This is a genomic window from Streptomyces lusitanus (assembly GCF_042647945.1).
GTDB lineage: Bacteria > Actinomycetota > Actinomycetes > Streptomycetales > Streptomycetaceae > Streptomyces > Streptomyces pseudogriseolus.
The window spans coordinates 1-16,306 of the sequence record NZ_JBHRWL010000008.1; the positions used below are offsets into that span (position 1 = coordinate 1).

Genomic DNA, 16,306 nt, shown 5'->3' on the forward strand with positions numbered 1-16,306 from the left:
GGGCCGCGCATCGCGCGGCCGGGCCGCTCGGGGCCTGACGGTGCGGCTAGTTTAGCCTCCAGTACGGGAGTTGAGGGGAGCGCAGGCGCTCCCGGCGGGTCCGCTGCGCTCCCCCGCCTGACGGTCCTTCCGGCTGCGCCTCCAGAACCGTTGGGGCCCGCTGGCGCGGGCCGGGCTGGCTACGAGGGTGGGGGGCGCTCGTTCGTCTCCGGGTTCCAGTGTAGCGCGTGCATCCGTGAGATGCAGCATGTACCGTTGGCGGAAACACAGGACACCCCCCGACCGTCTGGGAACCTCCCCGGAATTCCGAGAGGAACGACCGCAGATGACCGGTCACCAGGAATCTACCGGACCCGATCCCGCTCTGAGCAGCGATTCTGTGCGCCGGGTGACGCAGTACCAGACAGCAGGCCTCAACGCCCGGCTCCGGCTGTTCGCGCCAGGGCGTGCCCGCGAGCGAGGCGGACGACCTGGTGGCCGCACTGGAGGCCGGGGCAGTCGCCGGGGCACAGTGCCAGGTGGTGGAGCTGGACGGGATGGCGCCGGCCTCTCGAGGCGAGCTGTTCGAGGACGGCTGGGACGAGGGCGTCAGGACCGTGAGCGAGGCCCTGGTAGGCATCGCGGACCGGGAGTGGTCCCGGCGCGGCGGCCGGTCGGCGGGGGCCGCTGAACTGGCCGTACATATCGCGTACGTGAGGCAGCGTGAGCGGGCCGACCTGGTGCGGCTGGAGAGGTTCATCCGGGAGGCCGTGCTGCCGGGCACTCACCCGCACACCACGGCGCGGCGCCGGGTGCTGGAGGCGCTGGGCGAGGCCGGCGGTCTGTGCACCGCGCGGACGCGGAGCGCGGACGGGGACGTCATCGTCTGCACGCTCGATGCCGGGCACTACGACCCGGACGACAAGCCGCCCTTCAAGGACGGGAAGCCGGGCGGCTGGCACAAGGCGGATGCGTCGATCTGGAACGACATCGGTGCGGCCTGCATTCCGCACGCGGCCATCTGAAAGACCACGGGAATTCAGGCTCAGGCTCAGGGGAGGCATGGAAATGTCAGCGATTCAGCTCAAGGAACACCAGGTCGATCAGCGGTCCGCGTTTCGCAGGTGGGTGGGATTCCCTGCAAGGTCATCTGTGCCCCCGCAGGGTGCCCGTGCCACGATCGTGTCAGCGACCGGCTCGGGCAAGACGATCATGGCCGCCGCGTGCGCGCTGGAGTCGTTCGCGGACGGCCGGATCCTCGTGACCGTGCCGACCCTGGACCTGCTCGTGCAGACCGCCCAGGCGTGGCGCGCGGTGGGCCACCGGGCCCCGATGGTCGCGGTGTGCTCGCTGGAGAACGACCCCGTGCTCAACTCGCTGGGGGTGCGGACCACCACCAACCCCATCCAGCTCGCCCTGTGGGCCGGGCACGGGCCGGTGGTCGTGTTCGCCACGTACGCCTCTCTCGTGGACCGTGAGGACGTCGACGCTCCCGACGGCCAGCGGAAGGTTCGCGGGCCGCTGGAGGCCGCTCTGGCGGGCGGGGAGCGGCTCTACGGCCAGCGCATGGACGGCTTCGACCTCGCCATCGTGGACGAGGCCCACGGAACCGCCGGTGATCTCGGTCGGCCGTGGGCGGCGATCCACGACAACCAACGGATCCCCGCCGCCTTCCGGCTCTACCTGACCGCGACACCGCGCATCCTCGCCGCTCCCCGGCCGCAGAAGGGCACCGGCGGCCAGGAAGCGGAGATCGCGACCATGGCCGACGACCCCAACGGCACCTACGGCGCGTGGATCGCGGAGCTCGGGCTCTCGGAGGCGATCGAACGCGAGATCCTTGCCGGGTTCGAGATCGACGTGCTGGAGATCCGCGACCCCTCCCCCGTTCTGGGGGAGTCGGAGGAGGCGCGGCGCGGCCGGCGCCTGGCGCTGCTGCAGACCGCGCTCCTGGAGCACGCCGCCGCGTACAACCTGCGTACGGTCATGACGTTCCACCAGAAGGTGGAGGAGGCCGCGGCGTTCGCGGAGAAGATGCCGGAGACGGCCGCGCACCTGTACGTCAACGACGCCTCGGACGAGGACCTGGCGCAGGCGGAGAAGCTCCCGGCGTCGTCGATCGACGCGGAGTTCTACGAGCTGGAGGCCGGCCGCCATGTCCCGCCGGACCGGGTGTGGTCGGCGTGGCTGTGCGGCGACCACCTCGTCAGCGAGCGGCGCGAGGTCCTGCGCCAGTTCGCCAACGGCATCGACGCGGCCGGGCGGCGGGTGCACCGTGCGTTCCTCGCCAGCGTTCGCGTTCTCGGTGAAGGCGTGGACATCACCGGCGAGCGGGGGGTCGACTCGATCTGTTTCGCCGACACCCGCGGCTCCCAGGTCGAGATCGTCCAGAACATCGGCCGGGCCCTCCGACTCAACCGCGACGGCTCCACGAAGGTCGCCAGGATCATCGTGCCGGTGTTCCTGGAGCCCGGCGAGGACCCGCAGGACATGGTCGCCTCCGCCTCGTTCCGTCCCCTTGTAGCGGTCCTCCAGGGCCTGCGCTCGCATGACGAACGTCTGGTCGAGCAGCTCGCTTCCCGCGCGCTCACGAGCGGGAAGCGCAAGGTCCATGTCCGGCGTGACGAAGAGGGGCGGATCGTCGGGGCCGGCGGCGAGGGCGACGGCGAGGACCAGGAGGACGACGACACCCAGGCCGCCGCCGAAGCGGCCCTGCTCCACTTCTCCAGCCCGCGCGACGCCGCGACCATCGCCGCGTTCCTGCGCACCCGGGTCTACCGGCCGGAGTCGCTGGTGTGGCTGGAGGGCTACCAGGCCCTGCTCCGGTGGCGGAAAGAGAACGAGATCACCGGCCTCTACGCCGTCCCCTACGACGTCGAGGTCGAAGTCGGAGCGACGAAGGCGTTTCCGCTTGGCCGATGGGTCCACCAGCAGCGGAAGGCCCTGCGGGCCGGGGAACTGGAGGAACGGCGCAAGACGCTGCTCGACTTGCCGGAGGCCGGGATGGTGTGGGAGCCGGGCGAGGAAGCCTGGGAGAACAAGCTCGCCGCGCTGCGGTCCTACCGGCGGGCCATGGGGCACCTCGCGCCGCGTCAGGACGCGGTGTGGGGCGAGGGCGAGGCGATGGTCCCGGTCGGGCAGCACATGGCGAACCTGCGCCGGAAGGGCGGCCTGGGCAAGGACGCGGAGCGGGCCGCCGTACGCGCGCAGCAGCTGGCCGCGGTCGATGAGGACTGGAACTGCCCGTGGCCGCTGGACTGGCAGCGGCACTACCGGGTCCTGGCGGACCTGGTCGACGCCGACGGCAGCCTGCCCGAGATCCAGCCCGGGGTGCTGTTCGAGGGCGATGACATCGGGCGGTGGCTTCAGCGGCAGAAGAACCCGGGCACCTGGTCGCAGCTCCTCCCCGAGCAGCAGGAGCGGCTGTCGAAGCTGGGCGTGCAGCCCGCTGAGACGCCGTCTCCCGCCCCGGTGGCCGCGCGCACGACGAAGGGCCCGAGCAAGGCGCAGGCGGCGTTCCAGCGGGGCCTGGCGGCGCTCGCGCAATGGGTGGAACGCGAGGGTGACCGTCCTGTGCCGAGGGGGCACAGCGAACAGATCACGGTCAACGGCGAGCCGGTGACCGTGAAGCTGGGCGTATGGGTCTCGAACACGAAATCGAGGAGCAACCGGCTTACGGCGGAACAGTTGGAGGCGTTGCGCGAGCTGGGAGTGCAGTGGGCGTGACTCTGGCGCTGCGCGGCTGTTGAGCCGGGCAGTATGAGACCCCGGGCGGATTGTCCGGGGTCTCATGTTGTGCTGCTTGTCGGGCTTGTTCGCGCTTGGACGTCAGGCGATAACGCCGGCGAGGAACACCAAGGTGGCTCCTGTCGCGAAAAGCGCGAAAGACCATTGGACGTGACGGTGCTTCGCCCAGATGATTTTGCTGGTGTTGACCAGCTGTCTGCTGAGAATGGGAAGCGGATCGGTTTCCTTGAGGGCAGTCGCCAGTTCGTCGGGGTCTCGGTGCATGAGGTGACCGAAGTAGACGAAGTTTGTCGGGGCCTCGGTGCGGGCCTTGCGGGCCCGCAGTCGCGGTGTGACGACCAGCATCGCGTTCAGACCGCCGAGAAGGATCCCGATGGTGCCCGTCCAGAGGAAGAACCGTGCCCAGCCGTCAAGGTGGGCGAGGGCGTGATCTTTGGCGGACAGGGCGATGATGCCCGCGATCGCCGCCGATGCCAGCGTGAGCGCGAAGGACGCCTTCGCGTCAACGCGCGAAGTCCAGCTGCCGAGTTCCGCGTGAATCTTCCAGGCCGTTTCTCTCGCCTGACTGTCATCGTTCACTGCTGTAGGCCCCCTCTCCTGGCTAGAAGGACCACCAGTACGTGGATCGGTAGATGACCATGCTTTCGCCGCCCACCTCACGGGTGACCTGTTGCCACATGTCGGTGCCCTTTGAGTACTTCGACTTCTCGTTGAGCATCTTGTAGACGTCGGCGGTGATGTAGGAGCGGTAGTTGCCGGCCTCCCGGATGTCGCTGAGCTTGGCAGCGACGTTGGGCGCGCGGCCGATGGAAACAAGGTCGCTGCTGTCCCGGACGCCGGCTCGGGCGATGAACGCCGAGCCGGACGCGATTCCGACGCACATGCGCGGCTCGTACCCGTCTCGCTTCAGGTTCGGCAGCTGGGCGTACAGGGAGGGCTGGACGAGGTGGGTCATCGCCCAGTTGATCTGAAGGGCCGCTTTGGCTGCGGAGGAGTTCTTGGAGTCACCGATGAAGATGCCCATGGCACGGTCGCCGTCGTAGCTTCGGATTTCCCCACCCTGCGCCTTGATGATCTTCGAAGCGGCGCGGAGTGAGGCCCGGATCACCTTGCCGGTCGTCTCGGGGCGGAAGTTGCGGGCGAGCTTCGTCGATCCGAGCAGATCGGCGTAGAGATAGACAGCGTCGAGCTTCACCGCGTCGTTGGAGAACAGCTTGACGTCGTCCGTTCCAGGAACCACCCGACCCTCCCGGATGCTCCAGGGCGTTCCCACGAGTTTGTCCAGGTCAGATCGAATCTCGTCGCCGAGGGACATCGGCTCTCCTCACTCCAGTCGCTGAACTGGCGGGACCTTAGCAGCGCCCTCTGACAACGCTGGAGGGACAGTCGGCCGGATCGGATGCGACGTGGCTGCTCCACGCTGAACGGCGAGCTTGGACACGCCAGTGTGCAGAGACCCCGGGCGGTAGTTGCTCGGGGTCTCGTGCTGTCCCCACGTGGCGAGGGGCCGCCTTCTCGCGGTAGATCAGCGGCGTTCGATGGTCTGTCCCCTAGTGGCCATCTTGTGGCGCGGAGGCTTGCCTTCGTTCCTCTTCTCCGTGCCCACGAGAGCTGGATTGGCGAGGGAGTCAGTAAGGCTGGGCGGAGGGGGTGGCGGAGGAGGAGGTGGGGGTGGGTTCCCCTGGTTCTGTGTGTCTGTCATGGCCGCCAATGTGCAGCACGAGACTGACAGTGGAGAGGACGATCCCGGCAGCGACAGCGGCGAGGGCGACCGTCCATCGCTTGGTCTTCCGCTGGTGCAGGCGAGCATTCTTCTCGAACATCCCCACACGCGTTCCGGCCAGGGCCCCCAGCGTCGCGCCCTTCTCCGAACGTGCGTAGGTGTCCAGGACGTCCCGCGGCTTGATGTCCTCGTACTCGGCGAGGTTGAAGACCGAGATGCCGAAGCCGACGGCCACCGCGTACGCCGCGAAGGCCGCGGTACCGGTGAACAGCTCGAAGCTCCGGGAGGCCAGGAACTGGGCGCCTGTGGCCGCGAAGCCGACCAGGAAGATCGCCTTCGTGTCCACCTTCGCGCCCGACTCCGACTGGCGTGCCAGACGCGCCGCGAGTTCGCTGTTGATCAGCTCCAGGGTCTCTTTCTGATCCTCAAGCTCTTGCGGCGTCATCGTCATGTCCTGAGCGTATGTAGTGCGGAGCGTCCGTTCAGGGTGCCTCGATGAACGGCAGTCCGACTGCGGCGAGCTTCGTCTGAAGGTTGATGTCGTCGCTGGCCACGTAGACGGAAGAGCCGGGATGCCGGGACTGCAGCAGCAAGGTGGAGGCCACCAGGCGGTCATCAGGCACGTCTAGGTCCAGCCAGCCCGGCAGCCCGTCGCCCTTGGGTTCGATGTGCTCGAAGACGGCGTGCACGTCGCCGGCGACTCGGACGCCGCGCCGCACGTCGCCGTTGGTCCGCAGTCCCTTCAGGCGGCGGTCGGCCTTCTTCGCCGCCTCCCGGATATCGGGGTTGCGTCCGGCCCGCTTGTGGTCGTCCAGTTCCCGCAGGACAGCGGGCATCACGTGAACCATGTACCGCTTTCCCAGCACCGGCGTGTAGATCGCCACGTCGGGGTCGTCCAACAGCACGTTCGTGTCGACCACCAAGCGCACCGCCCATGGGTCAGAGGGCAGCAGCTCACCCAGTTCCCGGAGTGTGGTCACTGCGTCGCGCACGTGGTCGGTGGCCTTGTCGATGGTGGCCGGCACCGTTTTGTCACGCGGGCGCTCAAGCCAGCGCCGCAGTAGGTCAAGATTCTCCTCAAGGCGCTTGGTGACCTCGGGAGTCGGATGCGGGAAAAGCAGGCGGAACAGCGGCTCCCAGTCCCGCACGCGCCCCAGCAGTTGCATTCGTCGCGCCTCGAGTTCGGGGCTGCTGGGCACCCATCCCCATTTGGGAGCGCCAAGGTGCATCACGTAGTCGCGTCCGCGGTTGGGGTCGGTGTTTCGGATCTGTGAGTCCGCGAGGATCTGCACGAAATCCGCTTCGATCAGGTCCAGGTCCGTCCGGAGGCGATCCAGGTAGGTCGGTGGAGCTGCTTGCGTGGCCATCTGCCGATGATGTCGCACGCCACTGACAGCCCTCACCGGTCAGATGTCCCAGAGCACCTCCGTCGCCGGGCTGACAGCGGCGCGGCGGGGCGCGGCGGCCGTGGCCGACGCGCAACCGGGCTGGGCGCGCCCCGATCCCCGGCCGCGACCGCGCCGCCCATCCCGCCCGTCCCTTCCTCCTTCACTCCAGCCAAGGGACATGGGCAGAGCAGCCGCAACGGGGATGTCAGCGATCCGACCACGGCAAAACAGCGTGGTGACCTGCGCGGACGCGGGGACGGTCCTGCGGGCCGCGCAACACCTGGCGCAACCCTTGGCGCAACATCCAGCGCAACAGATAGGCGCAACCCTTGGCGCAACCTCGTGCTCCTGGTCGACCGGGGCGACCGCTCACGCGGAGCGTCCTCTTCGGCTACAGCCCGAACTGGCTCATCAGGTCCGCGCACAGTTCGTCAGCACTGCTGCGTCCTTCGTCATCCGCCGCCGCAGGGGAGAGCACGGTGTGAGCGGGCTGGAGATGGTGGGGCCTGCGGGTGTACGGCGGCTCCGTCTCCGCCCCATCTCCCCAGGTTGAGGTGAGCGGTGTCATGGCCCTGGGTCCGTCTGGAGAGATGATCAGCGAAGTCAGTTGCAGGGTGCTGTCCAGGCGCAACTTTCGCTGGTGCTCCTGCGCGGTGGCGATGAAGTCGTAGCAGCATGCCGTCACCAAGCGCTCGGATACTTGGAGGACGTCGTCCTGTCCTGGGAGCTCCTCGCCCCCCGCGCGGATGAAGGACAGATTGGCGGCCATCACCACGGTGCCGTCGTAGTGCAGCTCAGTGATGATCTCTCGGTTCATGGGTGACTGGAGGTTGTTGCACACCCAGCGGCGCAGGCCGGGGCGCGGGTTGAGTCGGGTGTCCGGCCCCATCCCGACCAGGGGGCCTGGCACCAGCTCTCTCGCGTGCAGAACGCGAGCTCGCGTCATGCCGGCCTCCAAGACCTCCCGTGCCTGATCCCGGCTCATCGTGTAGGCCCCGCGTGGCAGGGGCCTCTGGGGTCGGGAGACCGCGATGAACCAAGCTGAGGGCACGTGGGCGTGCGCGGTGACGGTCTGGGTGATGAAGTCGATGTGCCGCTGGATCTCTTCTTCTGCCCGGCCGACCCGGGCGAAGCGGTCGCGGTAGGCCCGCTCGATCTGGTGCTCTGCCATCCAGGCGGTGTGGTCGTTGTCCCGGTAGGGGACGACCGCAGCCTGCTGTTCCTTGTCGCGTGCTGCGCCGCCGTACACGAAGTGCGGTGCCATCTCGCTGGCCGGCACATCGACGACCAGGACCGTCTTCGTCCCGTCGGTCAGCTCGAATATGTCCAGGTCCGGCAGGTAGGGCTGGACGTGGTTGCGGATCCACTGGGCGTACTGCTGCCGGTTGACCCCGTCGGGGTCGATGCCCGTCAGGACGGTCGTCTTGTCCTGGACCCCGAAGATGATCAGTCCGCCACGAGTGTTGGCCATGGCGGCGACGTCCTTGGCGAACTCGTTCCACCGACCGTCCCGGGGCGGCTGAGGAAGCATCTCCTTCCAGTCCAGGTCGTCGGACTCCTCCAAGTTGTCCGCTGCGGCCTGGCGGACCATGTCGAAGGTGAGGGGACCGGGCGGGCATCCGAGGTGTTCGTGGAGTCTTGTCCATGTGCGTGCCATGCGCGGCAGCGTAGAGGGCGTATCGAACCCTGTCAGAGACGCTTTCCCCCCTGCGATATCGGTGGTGATTAACAGTCCAGGAAACTGATGGCTCACTCTGAACAAGAGAGCCCCCGTACTCACTCGGAATACATCGGGCGCCGCTGCTGTCTGGCGGCCTCCCGGACTCGGCCAGGGGCGAGAACCGTTTCCGCCGGCGTCCCGGAGGCCGTTGTGCTGTTTCATCTGCTCCACTACCTGACCGACCTGGCGGCTCACACTGCGCCCGACAGCGACGCCCTGACGCTGCGGCGCAACCTGACCGGCACCGTCTACGGGACGGCTCACCTGGTCCGGCTGCTGCGGCGTCCGGGCCAGCGCCGGGACGTCCGGGTGGTAGAACCGGGCATGACCTTCATAACGCCCGGCGTGGCTGCTGCCGGCATCAAGGCCACGGGCAGTGTGGCCAGCGCTCTGATCGGACGGTACCGGCCCACGGGTGTGCCTCGGCTGGGCAGTAACGAGGACCGTGCGGAGGCGTACCGGCGGCTGCTGGACGCCTCCGCCCGCTCGTTCGGCTACGCCTACCAGTTCGCCCATCTCCGGCGTGAGGCCGGGCGGGCGGCCGACAAGGTGTTGCTGGGCCAGGTGCCCCAGGCTTGGGAACTCAGCAGCGAACTCATCGGTGCGCTGCAGGGCGTGCGGCTGTGCGGCAGCGTGCACGTCATCGCCACCGCGGAGACCCTCGTTGCCGCGACCGGTGACCTGGACCTGAACGAGAGGAACGCCGACCGCTTCCAGCAGCAGGCCGAGGCCGTGGTGGCCGCCCGTGATGCGTTCCTGGACGTCTGCCGGGAAGACCTCGCCTACACCGCCCGTTGGTGGCAGGTACGTCGACGGATCAAGGAGCACCGCTTCCTGCGCAAGCAGGCCGAGCGTTGAAGTGCCGGCGGTGGCGCCGTGTCACCTCTGCACTGGCGTGGAGAAGCACCACGTCTGGGCGAAACGCCACGTGACGGCGAACCCTGACAGCCGTCAGCGCGTCGTGCCGGGCATGGAGCCGATCAACGAACTGCATCTGACGGAACCTGGACTGGTCGTCGTCGACGTCGCGGCCGCCGACGACCACACCGCCTTCGCCTTTCAGCAGGCGCTCGCCTCCCGGTGGGCCACCGCCACCGCCGACCGCACCACGCATGACCCAGGTCAGCCCGGTGTACGGCTGCGCTGTTACTTGGACCTGCGCCAGGACTTCGCCGTCGAATGACACTGCCGCCCGCCGTACCCGGCTGCCCTGGCGGAGAGGCCTCGGCAGCGTGGTCGGGGCTAGGAGGTGGTGTGGTTGGGGTCCGGAAGCTGGGGCGGGAAGTGCCGCTCCAGAATCTGCGCCCAGCGGTGCAGAACGACGAAGCCGGTGGTGTCGGCCTGCGCTTGGACCAGCTCGGTCAAGGCGTCGATGAACGGCTGCGCGGGCGTGCCCGGCTCGATCGCGGCGGCGGCCTGCTTCAGACGTTCGTGCGCGGCGGGGAAGATGTCCTTGGCCCACGCGTCCTGTTCCCTGATGCGCCGGGAGCCTGCTTCGAAGTCGATCTGCATGATGGTCCACTGCGGGCAGTCCGGTGTGTGCCACATCTGGATGGGCAGCCCTACCCCGACGCAGGCGTTTTCCGGACTGGGGCCCGCCTTACAGTCCGGGCACAGTTCACCTTCCGTCCGCGCGAAGCCTTCCATCGGCATACTCCCCTCGCCTGGAAAGCCACGAGACTGTCACGGGCGATCGCCGGCTGACCAGAGCTTCACTATGCGGCGTCTAACTCGATGGCCTCGCGGTATGGCCATCCTCGGCGGTGATCGTCCAAGGTGGGGCGATGAGCGTACTCCGACCCGGTGACATCACTGACAAGATGATCCAGGTCATGGACACCGCCCGGCGTCAGGGACTGCAGAAGGACCTGCGCACCCTCGCGGCTAGCATCCGAGCCGACGCGGAAGGCCGGTACGACAGCGCAGACCCCGGATGGCGTGCTGGAGTCGAGTGGGCGTTGCTGTGGATCGAGAACACCGCCAGCCAGCTGACCGAGGGCCGGTCGTAGGGAGGCAGGCCGGCGCCTGGTGGAAGGGATCCGGTGTGACATGGACGCTGCCGGAGCCGATGCTGAGCACTCTCGTGCCCGAACCTGATCTGCGGCCGGGTTGGGCGGGCGAGCCCAAGTGGGACGGGTTCCGGGCGGCTGTGTCCGTCGACGCGGGCCGGGTGGTGCTGCGCTCCAGGCGCGGCACGGAGATGGGTCCGGCGTTTCCGGAGGTCGTGTCCGGGGCCGTGCAGTTGCCGGATGCGACGGCGATGGACGGCGAGCTGGTCGTATGGGACGCCGCGGGTCGCCTTGCTTTCGAGCGGTTGCAGAACCGGCTTGCCCGGCGCGGGGCGGGCGCGGTCCGAGCTGCTGAGGAGTGGCCGGCCCACTTCGTGGCGTTCGATCTGCTCAGGCTGTCCGGGACCGTGACGACCGGGTGGCCGTACTGGCGGCGTCGGGCTGCGCTGGAGTCGGTGTTCGCCACCTGCCGGCTCTTTGCCCCGTGGGCACTGTGCCCGTCGGCCACCGACCCGGAGACCGTGCGCGAGTGGCTGTCCTGGGCGTCGGTCGGGATGGAAGGCGTGGTCTTCAAACGGCTCACCGATGCCTATAAGCCGTCGGTGAGGGGCTGGCAAAAGTACAAGGTCCGCGAGACGAGTGAGGCGATCGTCGGCGCCGTCACCGGCTCCCTGACCCAACCGCGGACGCTGCTGCTCGGCAGGTACGACGCCGAAGGCCGCCTCCAGTACGTCGGCCGCACCACGACCCTCGCCCGAGCGGCAGGCACGGCGGTCGCCGGCCTACTCAAGGCGGGACGGCGCGGGCACCCGTGGACAGGATGGTCGTTCTCCGCCGGGTGGGGCAGCCGAGAGCAACTGGACGTCACCTTGGTGGAACCCGGGCTGGTGGTGGAAGTCGGCGTCGATGTCGCCCGTGACGCCTCCGGCCGGTGGCGCCACCCCGCGCGCTGGCACCGTGCCCGCCCCGACCTCTCCCCCACCGACGCTCCCCTCCTGACGACACCGCCGCACGATAGCGGCACGCGCGGAGGCCCCGGCCGACGCGCAACCAGCTGATCGCGCCCCGATCCCCGGCCGCGTACCGCCCATCCCGCCCGTCCCTACCCTTGTCGCAACGCCGTGCTCCTGGGCGACCGAGGCACCCGGGTCACGCCGCCCGGAAGGCTCCATGGGTGCGGACCATCTGGTGCAGCTCGGTGCGCGCGGCCGGCACTCTCTACGGCTCTGCCCGGACGCCCCAGAGCCACGGCATCAGCCCTGGGAGCAGCGCGACATGCCCCTATTCCCCCACATCTGGTCGCGAGGTTAGTAAGGTACCGCCATGACTGCGCCCTACAGCTCCGATGAGCGGGAAAAGGTAGTATCCAAGCTGCCTCCCGCGCTCCGTCAGGAACTCAAGGTGCGCGCCGCTCAGTTGTCGGTGGATATCAAGGATGCTGTAACCGAGGGCATCCAGGCTTGGCGCTCCACAGCGGAGCCACTCGCCACCGTCGACACCTCCGGCGGCACGCCCTTCTCGACCTACATTCCCACCGCCGTGAACGCCGGCTTCAAGGCGGACTGCACGAGCCGTGGCCTGTCCTACACGCAGGGCATAGCTCAAGCGATCCGCCTGTGGCTCGACACCCATCCGTATTCCACGAACCTCCGGCAGAAGCGACCCACCGGCGCCCGCCGCATCATCATGGGCAACCAGAAGGGCGGCGTCGGCAAGTCCACGACGGCGGCGGGCGCCGCAGAGGCTCTGGCGGAGATGGGTTATCGGGTCTGTGTCGTTGACTTCGATGCGCAGTGCCACCTGACCCAGCAGCTCGGCTTGGAAATGATCGGCATTGACGAGCCGAGCATCGCCAAGCACATGTTGGGAGAAGCTAAGGGTGAGCTGGTCGACCTACTGGTCCCGATCGAAGCCGAAGCGTTCGGTGGTCGGCTCTTCGTCCTCCCCGGCTGCAAGGACGCCTTCTTGCTCGATGCCAAGCTCGCGACCACCCGTCACGTCCGGGTGAAGGAGACGGCGCTTGAGAAGGCGCTGGAGCCGATCGAGCAGGACTTCGACTACATCATCATCGACTGTCCTCCGAGCCTGGGCTACACGATGGACACCGCCATCTACTACGCCCGCACCCGCGACGGCGAAGAAGCAGGCACCTCCGGCATCCTGATCCCCGTGCAGGCCGAGGACTCCTCCGCGGATGCCTTCGACATGCTCTACGACCAGATCCAGGACCTGGTCAACGACCTCGACATCGACATCGCGCTGCTCGGGTTCATCGTCAACCTGTACGACGCTCGACGCGGCTACGTCGCTACCTCGTCTCTTCAGAACTGGAAGGAGATCGGCGACCCGCCTGTCGTCGCGGTCATTCCCCAGATGAAGGACCAGCTCGAGGCTGTGCGGCTCAAGCAGCCCCTGCTCGCCTATGCGCCGACCTGCGAGCAGGCTTCGGCCATGCGCACGATCGCGAGGAGCATCGCATGAGCGTCGCCGACAAGCTCGGAGCCGGTTCCTCTTTCGGTCGGATTCCCCGCAGCGGCCACCGCAGCGAACGCGGGCGCGCCAAGGCCGTTGCGCAGGGCGACATCCCGGAGTACGAGCTCGTACGCCTGTCTCTTGCCGAGGTCTCCCCCACGCCGCTGAACCCGCGGCGGAATTTCGGCAGCGAGGCTGAACTGGCGGAATTCGGAGAGAAGCTTCGAAAAGTGCAGCTCGCTGCCTGCACAGCCGTAACCCGCGCCGTGTACCTCGAGCTGTGGCCCGACCACGAGGCCCGGATCGGCTCGGCTCAGTTCGTGCTGGTCAACGGGGAGCGCCGCTACCGCGCTGCCCTGCAGGTGGGTTTGGAAGCCCTCGACTTCGTCGTCCGCGATGAGCTTGCCGTCTCGCGCGAGGAGTTCGTCGACAACCTGCTGAAGGAGAACCTGGATCGCGAGGACTTCGACGTCATCGAGCGTGCCCGCGGTGTCCAGGAGCTCGTTGCGGTCTGTCAGGGCAACCAGAGTGCGGCTGCCACCCGCCTTGGCAAGGACCGCTCGTGGGTGACCAATCAGCTCGCCCTTCTCACTCTCCCCGAGGAGATTCAGGCCCTGCTCAGCGCGGGAGAGATGGCTGAGCGCGATGGGCGGCAGCTCGCCCGGCGGCTCAAGGAGAACCCGGCTCTTGGTGCCGCCGACCTGGTCTCTCTCTGGAAAGACATCAAGGCGCAAGAGGCAGCCGAGCGAGAGGAGAAGAAGGAGCTGCTCCGCGCCGCCAGAGAAGGCCGAGTGTTGTCCGCGGACAACACGAAGACCCCGCAGGAGCCGAAGCTCGCCCGCGCCTCCGCCGACACCGTGTTGTCCGCGGACAACACTCAGCACCTCGCGCCGGCGACGCCCGAGGGCACCCCTTCGGTGTTGTCCGTGGACAACACCGACCAGTCGACGAAGGACGGGACCGACGTGTTGTCCACGGACAACACGAAGACCGGTGTGCCCTCCGCCAGCGGCACAATCCCGCATCAAAGCAGCGAGGCAGCCAGCGGCACCGGTCCGGAACACTCCAACGTGCCGCTTCTACGGCAGCTCCTGGGCGAGACCCCAGCCGATCAGGCTGCTGCTCTGGCTGATGCGTTCTCCGCTGATGAACTGGCCGCGCTCGTGAAAGCCCTCAGCGTCCACGTATAGCCGAAGCCCCGAGTGTTGTCCGCGGACAACACGGCAGGGACGGAGAACCGCTGTTCCCGCAAAACAAAAAGGCCCGTACACCCCGGCGACGCGAACAGTCGCAGGGGTGTACGGGCCTTTGCCGTGCTCGGTGGGTCGTGTCAGGCCGCCCAGGTGAGCAGGCGCGCCTTCGTCAGGGTTGGGGACGCTGGCGGCGGCCGCCGGGGCGGCGGGGTGCCGCATGGCGGTGATCGGGATGGCGCCGGGTTCGGTGGACGGCGCCCACACGACGCGCCAGGTGCCCTCCCACTCGCAGTCGCAGGGGTGGTCGGGATGCGGGTGGCGTAAGAAGACTCCGTGCGTGAGGACTGCGCGCGGGATGCGGGGGATCAGTACCGAGGGGTCGTCGCCGGGGTACAGGTGGAGGTTGCGCCAGCCGTGGACGCGGTCCATGAATGCGGCGGCGGCCTCGATGATGTCGGCCCACCTGTGGTGTCCGAGCAGGATGAACGCTCCAGGGTAGACGTCGTCGCCGTTCGGAGCGCCGATGCCGGCGACGTACAGGCCGCGGTAGTCGACGAACCCGTTGTCGGCCGCGTCCTCGCTGCTGGGGGCCCAGAGACATTCGGCGGGGACAGTGGTGCCATCGTCGGCTTCGCTGCTCTCGATGTCGTACAGGGTGGTGGTCACTTGGCGGTCACTCCTTCGACGGCTGCGGCCAGGAGCGCGACGGCGTCGGCCTCATACGGGTCGGTGAACAGGTGGTGGTCGCTGACGTCAAACGGTGCGTACCGGGCGGAGACGCGGCATCCGGGTACGAGGGTGAGCTCCCGCCCGTCCAGCGCGGCGGTGAGCCGGTCGTAGTCCTGCTGGGCGTGCCGGGTCTGGGTGTAGGGGCCGAGGCACAGCATGGTGAAGCCGTCGCGGCTGTCATCGCGTCGGCGGGCCTCGATGTAGAGGGCGTAGTGGGCGGGGTCCATGCCGACGTCGTCGGGCAGGGAAAGGTTCGCGGCGGCGTGGGTGAGCATCGCGTAGCCGGGCTGCCAGGTGCCGAGGATCGCGGTCGTCTCGCAGCGCAGCCAGCCCCGGTTGGTGTAGCCGAGCTGGCGGCCCTGGAGGTAGGCCGCGGCGAGCGGGGTGTCGGGGTGGACCAGGGCCACGGCGATCATTTCGGGGCCGTGGTCGTCGCCAGGCCGAGGGTGGGCGCGTTCCACGAAGGGGCCGATGCGCACAGCGATGTCCTGGGCGCAGCCGGGAGCCCAGGGTTGCGGGTTGCGCAGGGCGGTGAGCATCGCGCGGAACGAGTCGACGGCGGCCTGGTCTTCGGGGGTGAGGGCGCCGGGCGCGTGGCCGCAGCGTCGGAAGCGTCGGATCATCGGGGGGCCTCCTGCTCGGGGTTGGCGGTGCGGGTGCTGCCGGACGTCTTGAGGACGCGCGGTAAATGGATGTGCAGGTGCTCGACTTCGACCTCGCGGCCGCGGTCGCGGAGTTCGCGGGCCAGGAGCTCCGTGAGTCCGCTCGCGCGGTGCCGGCCTCCTGCACAGCCGATGGCGATGCGGCGGGGGCCGGCGGGAAGGTCGGCGTAGTCGGTGAGGTTGGCGAGCAACTCGCGGGCGCCGGGGGTGTTCAGGACGACGTCCTGGACGCGGGGGTGGAGGCCGTCGAAGTCGACGATGTCGCGGGCGGCGGCCGGGTCGCGGAGCCGGTCGCGGACATCTTCGATCCGGTCGGCGGCGGGCGGAATCGCTGAGCCGTCCGGGCCGGTGGGCAGGTGTAGGTAGCCGAACGAGATCAGGCGGATCGGGGGCAAGGGTGCCTCCTGTTCGGTGGTGAAAAGGGTGGGAACGCGCGGAGCGCCGCGCCCGGCCGCGAAGGCTGGACGCGGCGCTCCAGGGGGCGCTGCTACTGGGTGGTGGTGTCGGTGACCACCAGGAACTGGTCGCTGTGCAGGTCCATCACGACCCGGGCGTCCGGCCGACCTTGGGTGCGCTGGTCGGCGGCGTACTCTTCCGCCGGCCAGGAGCCGCGAGGGCCTCCGGCGGGGAACCGTTCCAGGAAGGTGCGCTGGGGCTGGGTGGGCTTCAGGGTCGCCCCCGTTC

18 protein-coding genes are annotated in these 16,306 nt (G+C 68.6%); 8 read left to right on the top strand and 10 right to left on the bottom strand.

Annotated features, from left to right (window positions below):
- The first annotated feature begins 446 nt into the window (after positions 1-446).
- Entirely contained in the window at positions 447-1,004 is a 558-nt protein-coding gene (locus ACFOSY_RS15295) for a hypothetical protein (protein ID WP_394307370.1), read from the top strand.
- Between the two features lie 43 nt (positions 1,005-1,047).
- Entirely contained in the window at positions 1,048-3,705 is a 2,658-nt protein-coding gene (locus ACFOSY_RS15300; RefSeq protein ID WP_394307371.1) for a DEAD/DEAH box helicase, read from the top strand.
- Between the two features lie 102 nt (positions 3,706-3,807).
- On the opposite strand, the gene ACFOSY_RS15305 is transcribed toward ACFOSY_RS15300, so the two are convergent.
- The 5 genes from ACFOSY_RS15305 to ACFOSY_RS15325 all read right to left on the bottom strand — a co-directional run bounded on the left by ACFOSY_RS15305 (position 3,808) and on the right by ACFOSY_RS15325 (position 8,494).
- Positions 3,808-4,305, bottom strand: coding sequence for a Pycsar system effector family protein (locus ACFOSY_RS15305; RefSeq protein WP_394307372.1), 498 nt, complete (start codon positions 4,303-4,305; stop codon positions 3,808-3,810).
- Positions 4,306-4,327: 22 nt separating this feature from the next.
- On the bottom strand, positions 4,328-4,966 hold the full coding sequence (locus tag ACFOSY_RS15310; RefSeq protein ID WP_394307373.1) for an adenylate/guanylate cyclase domain-containing protein: 639 nt from the start codon (positions 4,964-4,966) through the stop codon (positions 4,328-4,330).
- A gap of 388 nt (positions 4,967-5,354) precedes the next feature.
- Positions 5,355-5,900: a hypothetical protein gene (locus tag ACFOSY_RS15315; protein ID WP_394307374.1), complete on the bottom strand. Its 546-nt coding sequence runs from the start codon at positions 5,898-5,900 to the stop codon at positions 5,355-5,357.
- A gap of 31 nt (positions 5,901-5,931) precedes the next feature.
- On the bottom strand, positions 5,932-6,816 hold the full coding sequence (locus ACFOSY_RS15320) for a PIN domain-containing protein (RefSeq protein ID WP_394307375.1): 885 nt from the start codon (positions 6,814-6,816) through the stop codon (positions 5,932-5,934).
- Positions 6,817-7,228: 412 nt separating this feature from the next.
- Positions 7,229-8,494 (bottom strand): AlbA family DNA-binding domain-containing protein, encoded by a 1,266-nt coding sequence (locus ACFOSY_RS15325; RefSeq protein WP_394307376.1) that lies wholly within the window; start codon positions 8,492-8,494, stop codon positions 7,229-7,231.
- 213 nt (positions 8,495-8,707) lie between these two features.
- Between ACFOSY_RS15325 and ACFOSY_RS15330 the strand changes: the two genes are divergently transcribed.
- The gene (locus tag ACFOSY_RS15330) at positions 8,708-9,415 is read left to right on the top strand and encodes a hypothetical protein (protein WP_254585041.1); all 708 of its coding nucleotides are present in this window, start codon (positions 8,708-8,710) and stop codon (positions 9,413-9,415) included.
- Positions 9,416-9,452: 37 nt separating this feature from the next.
- Entirely contained in the window at positions 9,453-9,740 is a 288-nt protein-coding gene (locus ACFOSY_RS15335; protein WP_394307377.1) for a DUF6207 family protein, read from the top strand.
- Between the two features lie 59 nt (positions 9,741-9,799).
- Here ACFOSY_RS15335 and ACFOSY_RS15340 read toward each other — a convergent pair whose 3' ends face one another.
- Positions 9,800-10,105: a hypothetical protein gene (locus ACFOSY_RS15340; RefSeq protein ID WP_394307378.1), complete on the bottom strand. Its 306-nt coding sequence runs from the start codon at positions 10,103-10,105 to the stop codon at positions 9,800-9,802.
- A gap of 236 nt (positions 10,106-10,341) precedes the next feature.
- Between ACFOSY_RS15340 and ACFOSY_RS15345 the strand changes: the two genes are divergently transcribed.
- From ACFOSY_RS15345 to ACFOSY_RS15360, 4 genes are all read left to right on the top strand, one after another.
- Positions 10,342-10,566, top strand: coding sequence for a hypothetical protein (locus ACFOSY_RS15345; RefSeq protein ID WP_394307379.1), 225 nt, complete (start codon positions 10,342-10,344; stop codon positions 10,564-10,566).
- Between the two features lie 35 nt (positions 10,567-10,601).
- Entirely contained in the window at positions 10,602-11,624 is a 1,023-nt protein-coding gene (locus tag ACFOSY_RS15350) for an ATP-dependent DNA ligase (protein ID WP_394307380.1), read from the top strand.
- A gap of 265 nt (positions 11,625-11,889) precedes the next feature.
- On the top strand, positions 11,890-13,047 hold the full coding sequence (locus ACFOSY_RS15355) for a ParA family protein (RefSeq protein WP_254585045.1): 1,158 nt from the start codon (positions 11,890-11,892) through the stop codon (positions 13,045-13,047).
- Positions 13,044-14,228: a ParB/RepB/Spo0J family partition protein gene (locus ACFOSY_RS15360; protein WP_394307381.1), complete on the top strand. Its 1,185-nt coding sequence runs from the start codon at positions 13,044-13,046 to the stop codon at positions 14,226-14,228. The genes ACFOSY_RS15355 and ACFOSY_RS15360 overlap by 4 nt, the downstream gene beginning before the upstream one ends.
- Here the strand turns inward: ACFOSY_RS15360 and ACFOSY_RS15365 are convergent.
- The 4 genes from ACFOSY_RS15365 to ACFOSY_RS15380 all read right to left on the bottom strand — a co-directional run bounded on the left by ACFOSY_RS15365 (position 14,118) and on the right by ACFOSY_RS15380 (position 16,292).
- A complete protein-coding gene (locus tag ACFOSY_RS15365) occupies positions 14,118-14,897 on the bottom strand; it encodes a hypothetical protein (RefSeq protein WP_394307382.1) in 780 nt (259 codons plus the stop codon). The genes ACFOSY_RS15360 and ACFOSY_RS15365 overlap by 111 nt on opposite strands.
- Positions 14,894-15,583, bottom strand: a complete 690-nt coding sequence (locus tag ACFOSY_RS15370; protein WP_394307383.1) for a hypothetical protein — start codon at positions 15,581-15,583, stop codon at positions 14,894-14,896. The genes ACFOSY_RS15365 and ACFOSY_RS15370 overlap by 4 nt, the downstream gene beginning before the upstream one ends.
- Positions 15,580-16,017 carry a RapZ C-terminal domain-containing protein gene (locus ACFOSY_RS15375; protein WP_394307384.1) on the bottom strand — a complete coding sequence of 146 codons (438 nt, stop codon included), beginning with the start codon at positions 16,015-16,017 and terminating at the stop codon, positions 15,580-15,582. The genes ACFOSY_RS15370 and ACFOSY_RS15375 overlap by 4 nt, the downstream gene beginning before the upstream one ends.
- Positions 16,018-16,109: 92 nt before the next feature.
- Positions 16,110-16,292, bottom strand: a complete 183-nt coding sequence (locus ACFOSY_RS15380) for a hypothetical protein (protein ID WP_266478547.1) — start codon at positions 16,290-16,292, stop codon at positions 16,110-16,112.
- Between the last annotated feature and the right edge of the window lie 14 nt (positions 16,293-16,306).

Coding starts and splice junctions, on each gene's coding strand:
- ACFOSY_RS15370 (WP_394307383.1), bottom strand. CDS start 15,583: ATGATCCGACGCTTCCGACGCTGCGGCCACGCGCCCGGCGCCCTCACC.
- ACFOSY_RS15315 (WP_394307374.1), bottom strand. CDS start 5,900: ATGACGATGACGCCGCAAGAGCTTGAGGATCAGAAAGAGACCCTGGAG.
- ACFOSY_RS15355 (WP_254585045.1), top strand. CDS start 11,890: ATGACTGCGCCCTACAGCTCCGATGAGCGGGAAAAGGTAGTATCCAAG.
- ACFOSY_RS15325 (WP_394307376.1), bottom strand. CDS start 8,494: ATGGCACGCACATGGACAAGACTCCACGAACACCTCGGATGCCCGCCC.
- ACFOSY_RS15300 (WP_394307371.1), top strand. CDS start 1,048: ATGTCAGCGATTCAGCTCAAGGAACACCAGGTCGATCAGCGGTCCGCG.
- ACFOSY_RS15320 (WP_394307375.1), bottom strand. CDS start 6,816: ATGGCCACGCAAGCAGCTCCACCGACCTACCTGGATCGCCTCCGGACG.
- ACFOSY_RS15345 (WP_394307379.1), top strand. CDS start 10,342: ATGAGCGTACTCCGACCCGGTGACATCACTGACAAGATGATCCAGGTC.
- ACFOSY_RS15340 (WP_394307378.1), bottom strand. CDS start 10,105: ATGTGGCACACACCGGACTGCCCGCAGTGGACCATCATGCAGATCGAC.
- ACFOSY_RS15360 (WP_394307381.1), top strand. CDS start 13,044: ATGAGCGTCGCCGACAAGCTCGGAGCCGGTTCCTCTTTCGGTCGGATT.